Source organism: Lysinibacillus odysseyi 34hs-1 = NBRC 100172, from assembly GCF_001591965.1.
Lineage (GTDB): Bacteria > Bacillota > Bacilli > Bacillales_A > Planococcaceae > Lysinibacillus_B > Lysinibacillus_B odysseyi.
The window spans coordinates 34374-50030 of sequence record NZ_BCVX01000008.1 but is presented as its reverse complement, the minus strand read 5'-3'; the positions used below and the strand labels follow the sequence as shown (position 1 = coordinate 50030).

Below are 15657 nucleotides of genomic sequence, written 5' to 3'. Positions count from 1 at the left end.
TAAAATACGCCCTGATATGGAAAAAATTTGAGGAGGAAATACTATGAAGGTCGGAGCAAAATTAAATGTAGCGTTCTGGTCAATTGTCGCGCTCCTATGCATTTCGGTGGGAATTAGTTTTTACAGTTTAGCCCATATCGAGGATAAAACAGAGAATGCATTGGATAATAGAGTGGTGCAGCTGCGCATCATTGATGAAATACGGTTTGATGTTGGAATGCAGGGGTTATATGCCCGCGCCTTAATGATTGATACAACAGCTAAAAACCGTGAAAATCTGCTATCTTATGCGGAAATGTTAAATAAAAATATTTCGGCGATAAAGGATCTTGCCTCGTCTGATACAATGAAAGGCTATTTGCAGGAGACTGAAGGCTATACAAAGGAATTTGATCAGGCTGCACAGGAAGTCGTGGCAGCTGTAGATGAGAACGATATAGCAAAAGCTACTACAATAGTAAATACAAAGCTGCAGGATGCCAATATCGGCATTTTAGACGTAGCAACGAAAATGAGCGAGTATCAAGGACAGCAGTTGGAGCTTATAAAAGCAGAGACTAAAAAATCCATTAGTACGTCTCGTACATCATCTATTGTTATGCTTATTTTAAGTGTTTTAATCAGCATCGTCCTTATTGGCTATGTGCGACGAATAATTACGAAACCATTGAATACGGTCATGAGTGCAGCACAAAAGATTGCAGACGGCGACCTTTCACAGGAAGATATTGTACATCATTCTAAAGACGAAATCGGCCAATTGGCAAAGGTCTTTAATGATATGAAGGCAAGCTTGCGTTCGCTGATCAAACATGTACAAACCAATACGGAGCAGTTAAGCGCAGCTGCAGAAGAGCTATCGGCAAGTACAGAGGAAGTCTCTGCTACTACCGAAGATGCAGCTCACCAAGTAGCCATGACAGCGGATGCGGCCCAGGGGTCCTCGCTTGCAGCAAATGAAAGTGCTTTGGCAATGGAAGAAACGGCTCAAGGTGTACAGCGTATTGCAGAAGCATCACAAACTCTTCATACATCCTCTCTTGATGCGAGCCGTACAGCAACACATGGTACGGAAATTATTGAACAGGCGAAAAATCAGATGGATGTCATCAATGGTTCGACAGCCGTTGTAAATGATCTTGTGCAAAAACTGGCGAAGCAAACAGAAGAAATTGAAAATATTACGAGAGTCATTACGGACATTACCGATCAGACAAACCTTCTGGCATTAAATGCAGCGATTGAGGCGGCACGGGCAGGAGAACATGGAAAAGGGTTTGCTGTAGTGGCTGATGAGGTGCGCAAGCTGGCTGAGGAATCAAAAGAATCGGCAAACTCTATCGCAGCCTTAACCATGGAAATTAAAATAGATACAGAAAATGTAGAGCGTGCTGTAGGCAATTCCCTTGTGTCTGTAAAGGACGGGGTTGGCATAATAAGTGAGGCTGGAGAATCATTCCATGCTATTGTTTCTGCAGTGGATGTGATGACAGCGCAAATTCAGGAAATTTCAGCAACATCCGAACAGCTATCTGCGAGTGCGGAAGAAGTATCGGCTTCGGTGAATGAAATCTCGATGGGCGCCCAATCTGCGGCAGGCAATATTGATACAATTGCAGCAGCTATGGAAGAGCAAACAGCAACGATGCAGGAAGTCAATAGTGTAGCCCTCTCCTTAAACGAAAGCGCACAGCATCTACAAAATGAAATTCAACGTTTTAAAGTTTAAAATAAAAATAAGCCGGCCCATCCTAAATGGGCCGGCTTATTCTTTATGGTCGCGGTTGAGGTTGTTGATTGAAATAGGCTAACTCTTCATCAAATTCCGCATAATCAAAGTAAATCATAGGGAACAGGAAGCGATGATTTGTTCTTAATTCACGTAATATGACATGGTCCCGTCCCGCCGCTTCAACCACGCCCCTTACGCCTTTTGTGTTACTTCCATCGACCGGCTGATCAAAAGAGAAATAAAAGGTACCCGGTTTTCCCCGGTTCAGACGGAAAATGTTTTCAATGTAAGATTCCTCACGAAACTGTGCTACAGTCTGTGGCTGCATCTGTTGACCAGGCATTTGCTGACCTGGAAACTGCTGGCCAGGGAACTGCTGAGGAACATTTTGTGGTGTCCAATAATAAGTCAAACCATCATCCTTTCAAATTAAATCCTTCATTAGTCCGTCTCACCTAAATTAGCAGAGCGGCTGATAGCAATTGCTTTCCCCAGTGCCATACTGACGAGGAGGCATTGCTGAACTTCCCGTGACTCCGTATAAGAGGGGCAAATATTCCTCCCTGAATGAATCAGTAAATAAATTAGTTTTTAAGGCTTGCTGCATTGATAAAATGATCTTTCATACTTTCGAATAGATTGAGCTGCTGTATTATTTATTTCAAGGGGGAGGCTCCTTGAAATCGAAGCAGTCTGCCTGAATTCGATTGCTGCAATTTGCAATTGCCGGTATGCCTAGCCGACTTTTCCATTTATCCTCAGCAAGCGACAATCGAGTAAGTAATGGAGTAAGTACATCATCTACTTGAATAATAGCGATGGGCGTACCTCCTTGTTTTTAATGTATGTAGGAAAATAAAAAAGGGCACTGAATAAAATAGAAAAAAGTCCATATAATAAAAAAATAAATACGGGTAGAGGAATAGCACTTCAGGATAGGACATAATATGCTCGGAGTTGGGTAAATATTTTATATAAATGAAAAAATAAGTAATAGACTAGCGAATTACAAAGGAGGGGTTGGTATGCGGATTGACGTGTGGATAGCAGTCTTGCTCGGTGCCATTTTATCTTTTGTCATCGGCAACCTGTACGGTCAGCCACTTCATTGGTATTTATTTATCCTCATCGTGTTTGTAGGGTTTTTCATCAACACAATTATTTTAATTCTTAAAATGAATGACGAGAATATATAAAAAATGAGTAATCAAAAGGATTACTCATTTTTTATAATCTAGAGCCGCTAGGACCCGCCGGTTAGAAGGCTTTGCGTCAAGGTCTTACAAAAACATTGGCGCCAGCAGCCGCGTGTCCATTATTTATTTACAGATAGGAATTCCACTAACTTTTCATTGTCCAACAGATTGCCTACGAAGAACTCCCCGAATTCGCCGTAACGTGCTGATACTTCGTCAAAGCGCATTTCGTATACTAACTTTTTGAATTGTAATACATCGTCTGCAAATAATGTAACGCCCCATTCATGATCATCAAAGCCAACTGAACCCGTAATAATCTGTTTGACTTTACCTGCATAGCCGCGGCCGATCATGCCGTGTGAACGCATAAGGCTCTTACGCTCATCCATTGAAAGCATATACCAGTTGTCATTTCCTTCACGACGTTTGTCCATTGGATAGAAGCAAACGTATTTTGAACGTGGCAGTTCTGGGTACAGACGGGCACGTACATGAGGGTTTTGATAAGGATCTTCATTAGATTCCCCAGCCAAGTAGTTAGATAACTCTACTACAGAAACGTAAGAATACGCTGGAATTGTAAAATCTGCGATTGCTAATTTATTAAACTCTGCTTCAAGCTCCTGCAGCTCATCCATTGTTTCGCGAAGCGTCATGATCATGAAATCGGCCTTTTGACCAACGATTGCATAGAATGCATGGGCACCTGTTTTGGCCGTATCTGCCTCGTTTAGTTTTTCTAAATACTGGATAAATTCTTCTACTGCTGCCTGGCGCTCATCTTGAGAAACCAACTTCCAAGAAGCCCAGTCGATTGAGCGGAAATCATGTAAAGCATACCAGCCGTCTAATGTAATAGCTGCTTCATTCATAGTGTAAGACACTCCTTCTACTTGATAATCAGTCACAATTAGTTTAACACAATTACTATACATTTCATTATTTAGTGCATTAAAAACGCGTCATGTCACGAATTTGACATGAGTTGAAAATACAGTATGCTAAGTGTAGTCAATCAATAGGGAGAACTATACAATGAATGATTTTTTTCGACATACAAATTGGCGTTTCATCGATCAATCGTTGAGCATGATGACACGCTCACCTCTTGAGTCGTTCGCCATGGACGATACACTTTGCCATTTAACGGGCCATGGTCAAAGCTTGCCTGTCATTCGTACATGGGTACATAATGAAGCAGTTGTACTCGGTATCCAGGATCACCGGCTTCCGTATATTGAAGATGGGATGAATCTGCTTCGACAGGCAGGATATGATCCGATTGTGCGTAATTCAGGCGGGCTTGCCGTTGTGCTTGATCCAGGCGTTTTAAATATTTCCATTGTCTTTGGCGAGACAGAGCCAACAAGCATTGATCAGGCATTTAGCTATATGGTGGGACTGGTGAGGGGGATTTTCCCGGAAGTCGCAAACGAGATCGAAGTCTATGAGATTGTCGGCTCTTATTGCCCTGGCACATATGATTTAAGTATCGGCGGCCGGAAGTTTGCGGGTATTTCCCAGCGGCGGATGCAAAACGGCATTGCTGTGCAGATTTATTTATGTATAGAGGGAAGCGGCAGCGCCCGGGCTGCGTTGATTCGCGATTTTTATTCAGAGAGCTTACAGGGAGAGAAAACGAAATTCCATTATCCTGTAGTCGTGCCCGAGGTGATGGCCTCCATGCAGGAGCTGGTGAATGCAGATTTGACAGTCGCCGAAGTAAATATGCGTATTCAGCGATTGTTGCTGGAATGGAATTCGGCTATACAGCTCCTTCCACTTCAGGAAGAAGAGCTTTCCTATTATACTCACTATTTAGAGCGGGTTTTCAAACGGAATGCTTCTTTATTGAAGAAGGAAGAAAACTAGCGGGAATCTAATGATGTATTAGGAAGATTATAAAGCATGAAAAAGGGAGCGCTGCTATTGCAGCTGCTCCCCGTTTTCTGGTTGTGGCGAGGAAGCTACTAAGTTACCGTTTCGCTCCATTTTGAAAACAGGTGCGATGCGTTCTTCCTCCGTATCAAGTGTGACAAGGCGACGTGCGCGGTTCATAATGTTCACAAACTGCTCATAGTCGTCTTTAATTTCCTTATTTTCACGTTCTAATCTTGCCACTTCCTGCTCTAATTCTTTCATTTTTTCAGTCGTGACATTTGCCATATGACGCCATTTTGTTACTTCCGTTTCTGCTGAACTATGATGCTGCAAGCGTGCCAAATAGGCAATAACAATATCAAGTGATAGCGCCGATAATGGGATAGTACGTCCTTCTTCCTCTGTTGCTGAAGGGAGTAAATAGATTTGCTGAGCACGGCGTTTTCCAATTGTTCCAAGAACACGTAAGCGTTCTTTCCGCTCTTTTTTCGCTTCTGCCAGTTCTTTTTCATAGAATCTGCGAACAACGGCATTCCATCGAAAACCGCATGCGGCCGCTGTACGATTCAGCGCATCTCCTGCTTCCTCAAAAGCATTTAATTGAGTACTTCCTTCTTTTACATGTCTTAATACTGCCTCTGCTAAAAGTTCATCATTTTCTTTTAACCAAGCGTCCTGTCTGATTTTTACCATGGTAAAATCCCCCTAACTTATGATTTCAATACTAATATGTCCACATTTACGAGAGTTTATTCTTTATTTTTTTTCGTGTAAAAAATAGCTTCAGACCTTTGACCGAACTATATCTTTTCCTCTTGAACAGACAAGTATTTTTAGGCTACAATAGGAAAGGTTAAAATATAAAAAGTCTGCTTAAAAAAGCGTAAAATAGTATAGAAGGGGTGTTGACACTATGGCAAACATTTTCCACGTTTGCGATGAATGTCAGGCCGTTAATTTAAAAACGTTAATTCCAAAGTTACAAGAGATAGATCCAGAAGCAACGATTGAAATTGGCTGTCATTCATATTGCGGGCCAGGCCGCAAAAAGACCTTTACATTTGTAAATAATCGCCCAGTAGCTGCACTGACAGAGGATGAGCTGATGGAGAAGGTAATTGCAAAGCTAAAAAAGTAGCATAAAAGAGATAGTTCGAAATAGCGGACTGTCTCTTTTTTATTGTAAATCTTGCTTGTTAGCTATAAAAGGGCTGCGAAGGACTTGTATAGAGGGGCGGACAGGTCATCTGTCTGTTCTCCAGCAGCCAAATGGGTGGAAATGCGCCTTTCTAGATGATAAAGAGCCGGTTCTTTCATATAATAAAGATAGAAGTATTGAAGGGGAGGTAGTGAAAATGGATTACGCGGCGTCGAAACTAGCAGAAGAAAAAGTATTTAAAGACCCGGTACATCGTTATGTACATGTACGAGACCAAGTAATCTGGGATTTAATCGGCACGCGAGAGTTTCAGCGTTTGCGGAGAATCCGTCAGCTGGGTACCACCTACCTAGTATTTCACGGAGCAGAACACAGCCGCTTTAGCCATTCGCTTGGTGTATATGAAATTGTGCGCCGGATCATAGATGATAGTTTTAGTGGGAGACCTGAATGGGATAATAATGAGCGACTGCTGGCACTTTGTGCAGCCCTCCTCCACGACTTAGGCCATGGACCGTTTTCTCATGCTTTTGAGGAAGTGTTTGGAACAGACCATGAAGCCTATACCCGAGCCATTTTGCTTGGTAATACAGAGGTGAATGCAATATTAAGGAAGGTAGACATTGGCTTTCCGGAGTTAGTAGCACAAGTGATTGACAACAATTATACAAATCAGCAGGTAGTCAGCTTAATTTCAAGTCAAATAGACGCGGACCGTATGGATTATTTACAGCGAGATGCCTATTTTACGGGGGTAAGCTACGGGCATTTTGATATGGAACGTATACTTCGCGTCATGCGCCCGCGCAAGGACATGGTCGTTATTAAAGCAAGCGGCATGCATGCAATAGAGGATTACATTATGTCCCGCTACCAAATGTATCTCCAAATTTACTTCCATCCGGTATCCCGCAGCGCAGAAGCGGTATTGAATCATATTTTAAAGCGGGCGAAAAGGTTGAGCGAGGAAGACTATCAGTTCAAGTTCGAACCTGTTCATTTCCGACCATTCTTTAATAAAGAAATATCGTTGGAACAATATTTGGCTCTTGATGAGAGTATTATGATGACATACTTCCAGTTCTGGATGGATGAAGAGGATGCTATATTAAGCGATCTATGCCGCCGTTTCATTAACCGGGATTTATTTGAGCATATGGATCTGAACCCGGAGGAAGAGCCGGAGCGCTATGCGTGGCTGATTGAACAGGTAAAAGCAATCGGACTGGACCCTGACTATTATGTAAAACCGGATTCTACATCAGATCTTCCGTATGATTTCTACCGTCCGGGTGTTTTGCCGACGAAGCGTCCAATTTATCTGGAAATGCCAAGCGGGGAAATCCGGGAGCTTGCCGAGCAGTCGCATATTGTTTCTGCAATGGCGAACAACATTAAAACGGATTATAAAGTCTATTATCCAAAGGAAATTTATTTTTCCGATTAAAAAAGACGGTTCTTCATCAATTGATGAGGAATCGCCTTTTTTGCTTATAAGCTGCTCAACGGGTGAGCCGAAGCCAGCTCAGGTGCCGGCAGTAAAAGCCTTATTCTTATTTATCGCTTGCCAGGACTCCACCTGTTGCATAGTGGGATTTTGGCATATCTTCAATAATGATTGTGACGTTAGCTGCCGGAGCACCTGTTGTTTCGGATACAGCTTCCGTTACTTTTTCTACTAATGCACGCTTTTGCTCCGGAGTCCGGCCTTCCAGCATTTTTACAGTTACGATTGGCATGATAGAACCTCCTATTGTGTGATGTATTGATACAAGTTATGATAACGTATATGTACAAGGAAGAACAGTTTATTATAGGAATTTTCTATCGTTTTCCAATATGCTCCATTCGCTTTTCTTCTTTATTTAGGAAGGAATGATAATTGGCCTTCATTTTGCTAAATTGGCTTCACATTTCTTTTGCGGGTCTCTGCATATATGATAGTATTATGAATAACTGGTTAGACGGAGGGATTTACAATGGCGAATGAAGAAAAACCAAAACAAAAGATGGGCTTTACCATTATTAAAAATGACCCGACAGACGGGCATAAAGGGTTTGGCATCGGCTCGCTGACATTGGAAAATGTATCGCCGGTTATCATTGATGTACAGGAAAAGACAGCGATGGTAGATGTCGGTGCCATGCACGCGAAAAGTGAAGTGGAACGCGGTATTAAGTTTACAACAAACCGTGAAGACTCAGAAGGCGGAAAACCTTATTGGCTTGTATGGGTGACAATCGATTATAAAGAGGAAGGGCCCTACTTTGCTGGTGTAACAGCTTGTGAAATGGTTGTAAACCGGGAGAAAAGACGCGGCTATAAATTGCTTCCTGAGCATGTAAACAAAATGGATAAATCAATGAAGCGCCATATTATGGTGGATTTTATGGACGACTCCTCCAAGCAGGTGCTGACGGAGTTCTTTAAAACACATAATAAGGACATGTGGGAGCGCAGTGAGAAGAAGCTACATGACGATTTGACTGTATCATCATAAATCTTTTGCAAAAAGGATGCGATCAGTTCGGCATACGTCAATATTTTTATAAAGAATTAAGTCGGAATGCGTGAACAAACTGTGACATTTTTATTTCCTGTTCAATCCATAGTTGAAAGTAATAGTGAAAAAAAGTAAACTTGAAGCAGAGCTTACAGTAGTAGGCTAGGACACTTGGCAAAACGAAAAGCGATGAGAGCTATGCGGCATTTGAACATTCCCAAGCCGAATGCCCCATGATTCTCATGCTTTCGCTTGCCATAAATCTGAAGTCCTGCTTTATTCCCTTAGACGTCCTACTCCTTATCAGGGTTCCTGAAAGCCTCAAAAGGAAGCCAATTAAGAAGACTATCCCATGAATCTTCCCAAGATTCGGCATTAAACCAATCTGAATTGAACCAATATGTGGAGCATTGTTCGGTTGGGACATCCTCCGCCTTCATATAGACTAACCGCTGTTCATTTGGACATCCATCATTTGCGATTTTCCCTGAAGCGACATCTACGACTACACCTTCTACATCAGAAGGAGCAGCAAATTCCTCGTTCGGCAATCCGTTGTGTACACTTTCCATAAAATCAATCCATACTTGTTTTGTAGCACCCGTATCTGCCTGTCCGGATAATGTTTTTCCTTGGTCATATCCATTCCATACTCCGACTGTTACATTTGGAGAATAGCCGACCATCCATTGGTCGCTGTTTGTCGATCCTGATTTTGCGGCATACGTATGTGTCATACGTGAGCGAATTGATACACCAGTAGCCGGCGAGTAATCACTAAGTACCGGATCAAAAATGCCGGTCATCATCTGTGTCATGATATATGCATCTTCCTCAGCTAATAGCTGCTCTTCTTTAGGCGGCTCGTATTCGTAAACCACTTCACCTTTAGCGTTTTCAATAGAGATAATCATCGTTGCCTCGCGCGATTCACCGCCTGCTGCTAAAATATTATATGCATTTGTCAGGCTATAGAGAGATGTTTCAATTGTTCCAAGAGCGATAGAAGGTGATTCTTCCTTCGTTGTATTCAGCTTGAAACGTTCCAGCATATTGCGGAATTTACCGTAGCCTATATCCTCTAATGTCTTTACTGCATAAATATTATCAGAAATAGCGAGTGCCTGAGCTAGGGACATTTGTTCACTGGCAAATTGCCCGTTTACATTTTTAGGAGCGTACGTTTTCCGCCCATTATCGTACGTGAATACAGTTTGTGAAACATCCTTAAATGTCATCGGCGTATAGCCATTTTCTAAAGCAGCTGAATAGAGGAACGGTTTAATCGCAGAGCCTGGTTGGCGTTCTGCAAGAGTTACACGGTTAAATGAACTTGTTTGGTAATCGCGTCCGCCAACAAGGGCCGTCACAAATCCTGTTTTGGGATCCATGCTCACTAAACCGATCTGCAGCTCGCTGTCCGGCATATGTTCGGCTACTGCCTGCTCGGCTGCCTGCTGATGGGCTTGGTTCAATGTCGTTTTAATCGTCCATCCACCCTCACGAATATTCAGATTTTTACTTTCTAAAATATCACCGGCTTCCTCCCAGACGGCATCTAAAAAGTAAGGTGCGATATTTTTAGAGGCAACCCAGTCATCGCTTTTAAAGACGAGCTGTTCCTGTGTGGCACGGTCTTTTTCTGCAGCTGTGATTTTCCCCTGATTCTCCATTAGGCCCAAAATTACCTGTTGGCGGTTGGTTGCTTTTTTTTCATCTACAAGCGGCGAGTAGTAAGTCGGTCCTTTAGGGATTCCTGCAAGCAGCGCCGCTTCTGCCAATGTTAAATCACTGGCCGGCTTTCCAAAATAATAGTGGCTTGCTGCCTCTGCTCCATACATACCATGACCGTAATAAACTGTGTTTAAATAGCCTTCAAGAATTTCATCTTTTCCATAAAAAACTTCGAGACGGTAAGCATAAAGCGCCTCATTTATTTTACGTGTCCATGTTTTTTCATGTGTTAAGTAAAGGTTCCGCGCGTATTGCTGTGTAAGTGTGCTTGCGCCTTGAACTTTGTTTCCAGCTTTGATGTCCGCCAGCACAGCACCGGCAATACGGGAATAATCAAAGCCGCTGTGCTGATAAAAATCCTTATCCTCTACGGCAATAGTCGCATCCGTTAAATAAGGAGATATTTCATCCAATGAAACCCAATAACGGCGTTCCCCTGTATAGTAGTCGCCGATCTGGTTATTCTGACTATCCAGGAAGATGGACGCCTTCGGGACAGAAAGTGTGGGTGCACCAGCGATTTGTGCATAAATACGCAGGGAAATAAAGGCTACAGCCACTGCACTGACAGCTCCTATGATTACTAATAGAACACTTTTCATCCACTTCTTACGTGATTTGCTTCGGAAATATTCACGTCGGTTCACATGATTTCACCTCGATCTATACTCGTATTGGTAGTATGTGCTTTTCGTGTGAATTAATAACGAAAACTATTGCACTTTGCAGAAAAACATCTATACTGTTTTTTTGAAGTACACTACATAATACGAATACTTTTGTAGAAAAGTTTCATTTTTGTTACAGATGTATTTCATTTGTGTTAAAAATTACTACTTTTACAAATTTATGCTTGCATTCTACCCGATTGAAGAAAGAAACATTCCTATCATTCTAGGAAATTTTATAAATATGAAGATAGGGCAGCAAAAATACAATGAAAAAGGTGAACGATATGCGTTTTGACGAAACTTACTCAGGTAATGTCTTTATTAAAAGCCATCCAAATTATGAAGAAAGTAAAGCAGTATTATACGGAATGCCGATGGACTGGACAGTAAGCTACCGTCCGGGATCGCGATTCGGTCCTGCTCGTATCCGCGAAGTATCCATTGGGCTGGAGGAATACAGCTTATACTTGGATCGTGAATTGGACGAGGTAAAGTACTTTGATGCTGGAGACATTCCACTGCCTTTTGGCAATCCGGAAAAATCATTGAAAGAAATCAAGGACTGGGTACGCAAGCTGCTGGCTGATGGGAAAATTCCAATCGGCATGGGCGGAGAGCATTTAGTCTCTTTGCCTGTTATGGAAGCAGTAGCAGAAAAATATGATGATATCGCTATCATCCATTTTGACGCGCATACAGATTTGCGTACAGACTATGAAGGGGAGCCGTATTCCCATGCGACACCAATCCGCAAAATTGCAGATCAAATCGGGCCGCACAATGTATATTCTTTCGGTATCCGTTCAGGATTGAAGGAAGAGTTCCAATGGGCAAAGGAAAACGGAATGTTTATTGCGCCGTTTGAAGTATTGGAACCGTTGAAAAAGGTACTGCCAACACTTGCCGGCCGCAATGTATACGTAACAATTGATATCGATGTATTAGACCCTGCACATGCACCGGGAACAGGAACGGTAGACTGCGGAGGCATTACATCGAAAGAGCTGCTTGCTTCAATCCACGAAATTGCACGCTCAGAAGTCAATGTTGTCGGCTTCGACCTGGTGGAAGTAGCCCCTGTTTATGATTCCTCTGAAATGACAGTGAACACTGCTAGTAAGCTTATCCGCGAAATGATTTTAGGGTGGGTAAAATAAGTTTTAACACAAGGAAGCGACCTAACCAGGGCCGCTTCTTTTTCTATTCCATCAATTGATGGGAGCCCGAAATGTTTAAAGGCAATCTTGCTGTCATAAAATCAATATGGATTCGTTTGCGCCTTGATTAAATGAAGAAGATTATCCTATAATAAGAAGGTTATATAATTGAAGTAAAGGGGCTGTCCGAGCGGTGGGCGATGTAGGAACTGATGTGAAAATTAAACTCGTTTCCTCGATTACTCCAACAGAGGGCGAGCAGGAAACATATGAAATGTGGCTCCAAGGAACCTTTATAGAGAAGTCGGGCACACACTATCTGCGATATGAAGAGGTACAGGACGATCAAACGATTCGGACGACGGTCAAGCTGACAAATGAGCAGGCGTTTATTATGCGTAATGGGGGTATCAATATGCGGCTGCCGTTGAATACAAGTCAACAAGAGCGCGGCCGGTATGAAAGCAAATTTGGCTTAATTCCCCTTATGACGGAAACAAATCAATTATCGTATGAACGACTGGAAACAGGCGGTCAATTCAGAACCGAGTATGAGTTAATCATCGATGGTTCTTCAGTCGGGAATTATACGTTAGAAATAAATTATACGGAGGTATAGCAATGAATGCTGTAGAGCAATTACAACAACAAATGAGAGAAGCGCTTGCTGCTGCCGCTGTCAAGGCAGGGCTAGTGGAAGCTGAGGCGGAGCTGACAATTCACCTAGAAACACCAAAGGATAAGTCAAATGGTGATTTCGCGACAAACCTGGCGATGCAATTAACAAAAGTAGCTAAAAAACCACCTCGTGCTATTGCAGAGGCAATCGTTGAAAACCTGGATACAGCAGGCACAGATATTGAGAAAGTCGAAATCGCCGGACCTGGGTTCATCAACATTACGGTACGCAAAGATTTTCTTGCTGGCGTAGTAAAGGCTACATTTGAGCAAGGAGAGAATTACGGCCGTTCAAACGCAGGAAACGGTGAAAAAGTACAGGTGGAATTCGTATCGGCAAACCCGACAGGTGATTTGCATTTAGGGCATGCTCGCGGGGCTTCAGTAGGCGATTCTTTATGTAATGTAATGGACTTTGCAGGGTATGATGTATCTCGTGAATATTATATTAATGATGCAGGTAATCAGATCAATAACTTAGCTTACTCGTTAGAAGCACGCTATAAACAGGCATTAGGCATGGATGCAGAAATGCCGGAAGACGGTTACCATGGTGCAGATATTATCGAAATTGCGGCAGCGCTTGTAAAAGAATATGGCGCCGGCATTCTGGAAAAATCAGATGAGGAACGTTTTGCGTTTTTCCGCGAGCATGGTTTACGTTTGGAGCTTGCGAAGCTTCAAAAAGACCTGCAGAATTTCCGTGTGGAATTCGATGTTTGGTATTCTGAAACATCGTTATATAAAAACGGGAAAATTGACGTTGCATTGGATAAATTACGCGCAAACGGCCATGTGTTTGAAGAAGAAGGTGCTACATGGTTCCGTTCTACGACATTTGGCGATGATAAAGACCGTGTGTTAATTAAAAATGATGGTTCATTTACGTATTTGACACCGGATATTGCTTATCATGAGGACAAGCTGCGCCGCGGCTTTGATAAACTGATCAATATTTGGGGCGCAGACCATCACGGCTATATTCCTCGTATGAAAGCAGCAATCGAGGCGCTTGGCTATGATCGGGATACACTAGAAGTAGAAGTTATCCAAATGGTTCAACTGTACAAAAATGGCGAGAAGTTTAAAATGTCAAAACGTACAGGTAATGCTGTGACAATGCGTGAACTTGTAGAAGAAGTAGGTCTTGATGCTGTACGTTACTTCTTTGTCAAAACAGCGGGCGATTCACATATGGACTTCGATCTTGATTTGGCCGTGTCCCAATCAAACGAAAACCCAGTGTATTATGCACAATATGCACATGCTCGTATTAATTCCATCCTACGTTCTGCAAGCGAGCAGGGCCTTGAAGCTTCTTTAGAAAATCTTGAGCTATTGACAGCTGAAAAAGAAGAGGATGTACTGAAAAAAGTGGGTGCATTCCCACAAATAGTAGCAGAAGCAGCGAAACACCGTACACCACACCGCATTGCCAACTACATCCAAGATCTGGCAGCCGCATTCCACAGCTTCTACAATGCGGAAAAAGTAATCAATGCGGATAATAAAGAGCTGACACAAGCCCGTCTTGCACTTATTACTGCTGTGAAAACAACGCTTGCTAATGCACTGAAATTAATCGGTGTAAGTGCACCGGAGAAAATGTAAACAATAAATAGTATTGTTCTGACATAACAGCAAAGCTTCGTCCTTATAAGAGGCGAAGCTTTGTGCATTTTGAAGTTAAAAGGCTGTCCTATTAGGGGGCAGCCTTTTTTCTTGTAGAATTTTCCGTTTCACGCGACAATAAAAGAAAGTCCTTGATTGTAGATGAAAGGAAATGTCGGCATAATGAAATCATTATTTTGCAAAAAAGAACTACATGTAAAGTGGGATGAAAAATTAGAAGCACAACGTCCACAATTCGAAAAATATGCCCAGCAAATCGCAGATGAAGGGCATTTTCCTTATGAAAATTTGCGGCTACTTCGTGAGATCGGCTATACAAAGCTAACTCTTCCAAGAACTTTTGGGGGAGAGGGATATCGTGTATACGATGCACTGCTTGCCCATGAAAAGCTTGGAAGCCTAGACGGAAGCACGGCACTCATTGTCGCATGGACGCTTATGACGGTCGGAGAGCTATATGAGCACCAGTATTGGCAGAAGGAACAGCTGGAAGCCTTTGCAAATGACGTAAAAAGCGGGGCTATCATTAACCGTGCCGTCAGTGAATTTGCTATGGGCAGTCCGGCGAGAGGGGGAAAACCTGCCTCACAGGCGGTTAAGAATGGGACAGAGTGGATTGTGAATGGACGGAAAAATTATACGACCGGTTCATACGGACTTGACTATTTTTTGACTGCTGTGTGGATTGAGGAATATGAGCAAATGGGCTATTTTCTCATCCATAAAGATACACCGGGCGTTTCGATAGAGGAAAACTGGGATGTTCTATCGATGCGGGGAACAGGCAGCCATGACTTAGTGCTTGAAAATGTCCATCTACCACAGGAAGCGCTGGTTGAACTTGCCTCTGATCGCGCTCATTTAGTAAACAACGGTTGGCTTCTGCTTGTTCCTGCAACTTATTTAGGAATTGCTCAGGCAGCTAGAGACTATGCTGTAGAGTTTGCTAAAACGCATTCACCAAATAGTATTAACGGAACGATTGCCGAGCTGCCGAATGTCCAGACATTGATTGGCGAGATGGATCTTGAACTGACAAAGGCACGATTTGCCTTATACGGAGCAGCAGAGGCATATGATGATAAAGAACGCAGAGAAAAACTGACGAATGAATTAGGTGTGGCAAAATTGATTGTGACAAATACTGCTCTTGTTATTGTAGATAAAGCAATGAGGCTTGCAGGAGCAAGGAGTCTGCAGCAGACATGTCCACTGCAACGCTATTACCGTGATGTGCGTGCAGGGCTTCATAATCCGCCGATGGATGATACGACGATCCATAAGCTGGCAGAGAATGCATTGAAATGAGT

At 42.7% G+C, this 15657-nt stretch carries 15 protein-coding genes; 10 read left to right on the top strand and 5 right to left on the bottom strand.

Features of this window, described 5'->3' with window-relative positions; translation table 11 throughout:
- Positions 1–43: 43 nt before the first annotated feature.
- The gene (locus tag BOD01S_RS13745) at positions 44–1729 is read left to right on the top strand and encodes a methyl-accepting chemotaxis protein (protein ID WP_036153146.1); all 1686 of its coding nucleotides are present in this window, start codon (positions 44–46) and stop codon (positions 1727–1729) included.
- Between the two features lie 43 nt (positions 1730–1772).
- On the opposite strand, the gene gerQ is transcribed toward BOD01S_RS13745, so the two are convergent.
- Positions 1773–2075 carry a spore coat protein GerQ gene (gerQ, locus tag BOD01S_RS13740; RefSeq protein ID WP_052124788.1) on the bottom strand — a complete coding sequence of 101 codons (303 nt, stop codon included), beginning with the start codon at positions 2073–2075 and terminating at the stop codon, positions 1773–1775.
- Positions 2076–2757: 682 nt separating this feature from the next.
- Here gerQ and BOD01S_RS23380 point away from each other — a divergent pair.
- Positions 2758–2928, top strand: coding sequence for a hypothetical protein (locus tag BOD01S_RS23380; RefSeq protein ID WP_036153142.1), 171 nt, complete (start codon positions 2758–2760; stop codon positions 2926–2928).
- A gap of 119 nt (positions 2929–3047) precedes the next feature.
- Here BOD01S_RS23380 and hemQ read toward each other — a convergent pair whose 3' ends face one another.
- A complete protein-coding gene (hemQ, locus tag BOD01S_RS13735; RefSeq protein ID WP_036153140.1) occupies positions 3048–3803 on the bottom strand; it encodes a hydrogen peroxide-dependent heme synthase in 756 nt (251 codons plus the stop codon).
- A gap of 163 nt (positions 3804–3966) precedes the next feature.
- Here hemQ and BOD01S_RS13730 point away from each other — a divergent pair, with 163 nt between their 5' ends.
- Complete coding sequence (locus BOD01S_RS13730; RefSeq protein WP_036153138.1) at positions 3967–4803, top strand: lipoate--protein ligase family protein; 837 nt, start codon at positions 3967–3969, stop codon at positions 4801–4803.
- Positions 4804–4857: 54 nt separating this feature from the next.
- Here BOD01S_RS13730 and BOD01S_RS13725 read toward each other — a convergent pair whose 3' ends face one another.
- The gene (locus BOD01S_RS13725) at positions 4858–5505 is read right to left on the bottom strand and encodes an RsfA family transcriptional regulator (protein WP_036153136.1); all 648 of its coding nucleotides are present in this window, start codon (positions 5503–5505) and stop codon (positions 4858–4860) included.
- 220 nt (positions 5506–5725) lie between these two features.
- Here BOD01S_RS13725 and BOD01S_RS13720 point away from each other — a divergent pair, with 220 nt between their 5' ends.
- Positions 5726–5950 carry a DUF1450 domain-containing protein gene (locus tag BOD01S_RS13720; RefSeq protein WP_036153133.1) on the top strand — a complete coding sequence of 75 codons (225 nt, stop codon included), beginning with the start codon at positions 5726–5728 and terminating at the stop codon, positions 5948–5950.
- Positions 5951–6167: 217 nt separating this feature from the next.
- A complete protein-coding gene (locus tag BOD01S_RS13715; protein WP_081977907.1) occupies positions 6168–7418 on the top strand; it encodes an HD domain-containing protein in 1251 nt (416 codons plus the stop codon).
- A 106-nt stretch (positions 7419–7524) separates the two neighbouring features.
- On the opposite strand, the gene BOD01S_RS13710 is transcribed toward BOD01S_RS13715, so the two are convergent.
- Entirely contained in the window at positions 7525–7710 is a 186-nt protein-coding gene (locus tag BOD01S_RS13710) for a 2-hydroxymuconate tautomerase (protein ID WP_036153132.1), read from the bottom strand.
- 240 nt (positions 7711–7950) lie between these two features.
- Here BOD01S_RS13710 and BOD01S_RS13705 point away from each other — a divergent pair, with 240 nt between their 5' ends.
- Positions 7951–8472, top strand: a complete 522-nt coding sequence (locus BOD01S_RS13705) for a YwhD family protein (RefSeq protein ID WP_036153127.1) — start codon at positions 7951–7953, stop codon at positions 8470–8472.
- A gap of 296 nt (positions 8473–8768) precedes the next feature.
- Here the strand turns inward: BOD01S_RS13705 and BOD01S_RS13700 are convergent, their stop codons facing one another.
- Complete coding sequence (locus BOD01S_RS13700) at positions 8769–10856, bottom strand: transglycosylase domain-containing protein (RefSeq protein WP_036153124.1); 2088 nt, start codon at positions 10854–10856, stop codon at positions 8769–8771.
- Positions 10857–11164: 308 nt separating this feature from the next.
- Here BOD01S_RS13700 and speB point away from each other — a divergent pair, with 308 nt between their 5' ends.
- From speB to BOD01S_RS13680, 4 genes are all read left to right on the top strand, one after another.
- Entirely contained in the window at positions 11165–12037 is an 873-nt protein-coding gene (speB, locus tag BOD01S_RS13695; protein ID WP_036153121.1) for an agmatinase, read from the top strand.
- Between the two features lie 214 nt (positions 12038–12251).
- Positions 12252–12656, top strand: coding sequence for a DUF1934 domain-containing protein (locus tag BOD01S_RS13690; RefSeq protein ID WP_244887319.1), 405 nt, complete (start codon positions 12252–12254; stop codon positions 12654–12656).
- Between the two features lie 2 nt (positions 12657–12658).
- Positions 12659–14326 carry an arginine--tRNA ligase gene (gene argS / locus BOD01S_RS13685; RefSeq protein ID WP_036153115.1) on the top strand — a complete coding sequence of 556 codons (1668 nt, stop codon included), beginning with the start codon at positions 12659–12661 and terminating at the stop codon, positions 14324–14326.
- A gap of 183 nt (positions 14327–14509) precedes the next feature.
- Complete coding sequence (locus BOD01S_RS13680; protein WP_088321758.1) at positions 14510–15655, top strand: acyl-CoA dehydrogenase family protein; 1146 nt, start codon at positions 14510–14512, stop codon at positions 15653–15655.
- Positions 15656–15657 lie beyond the last annotated feature (2 nt).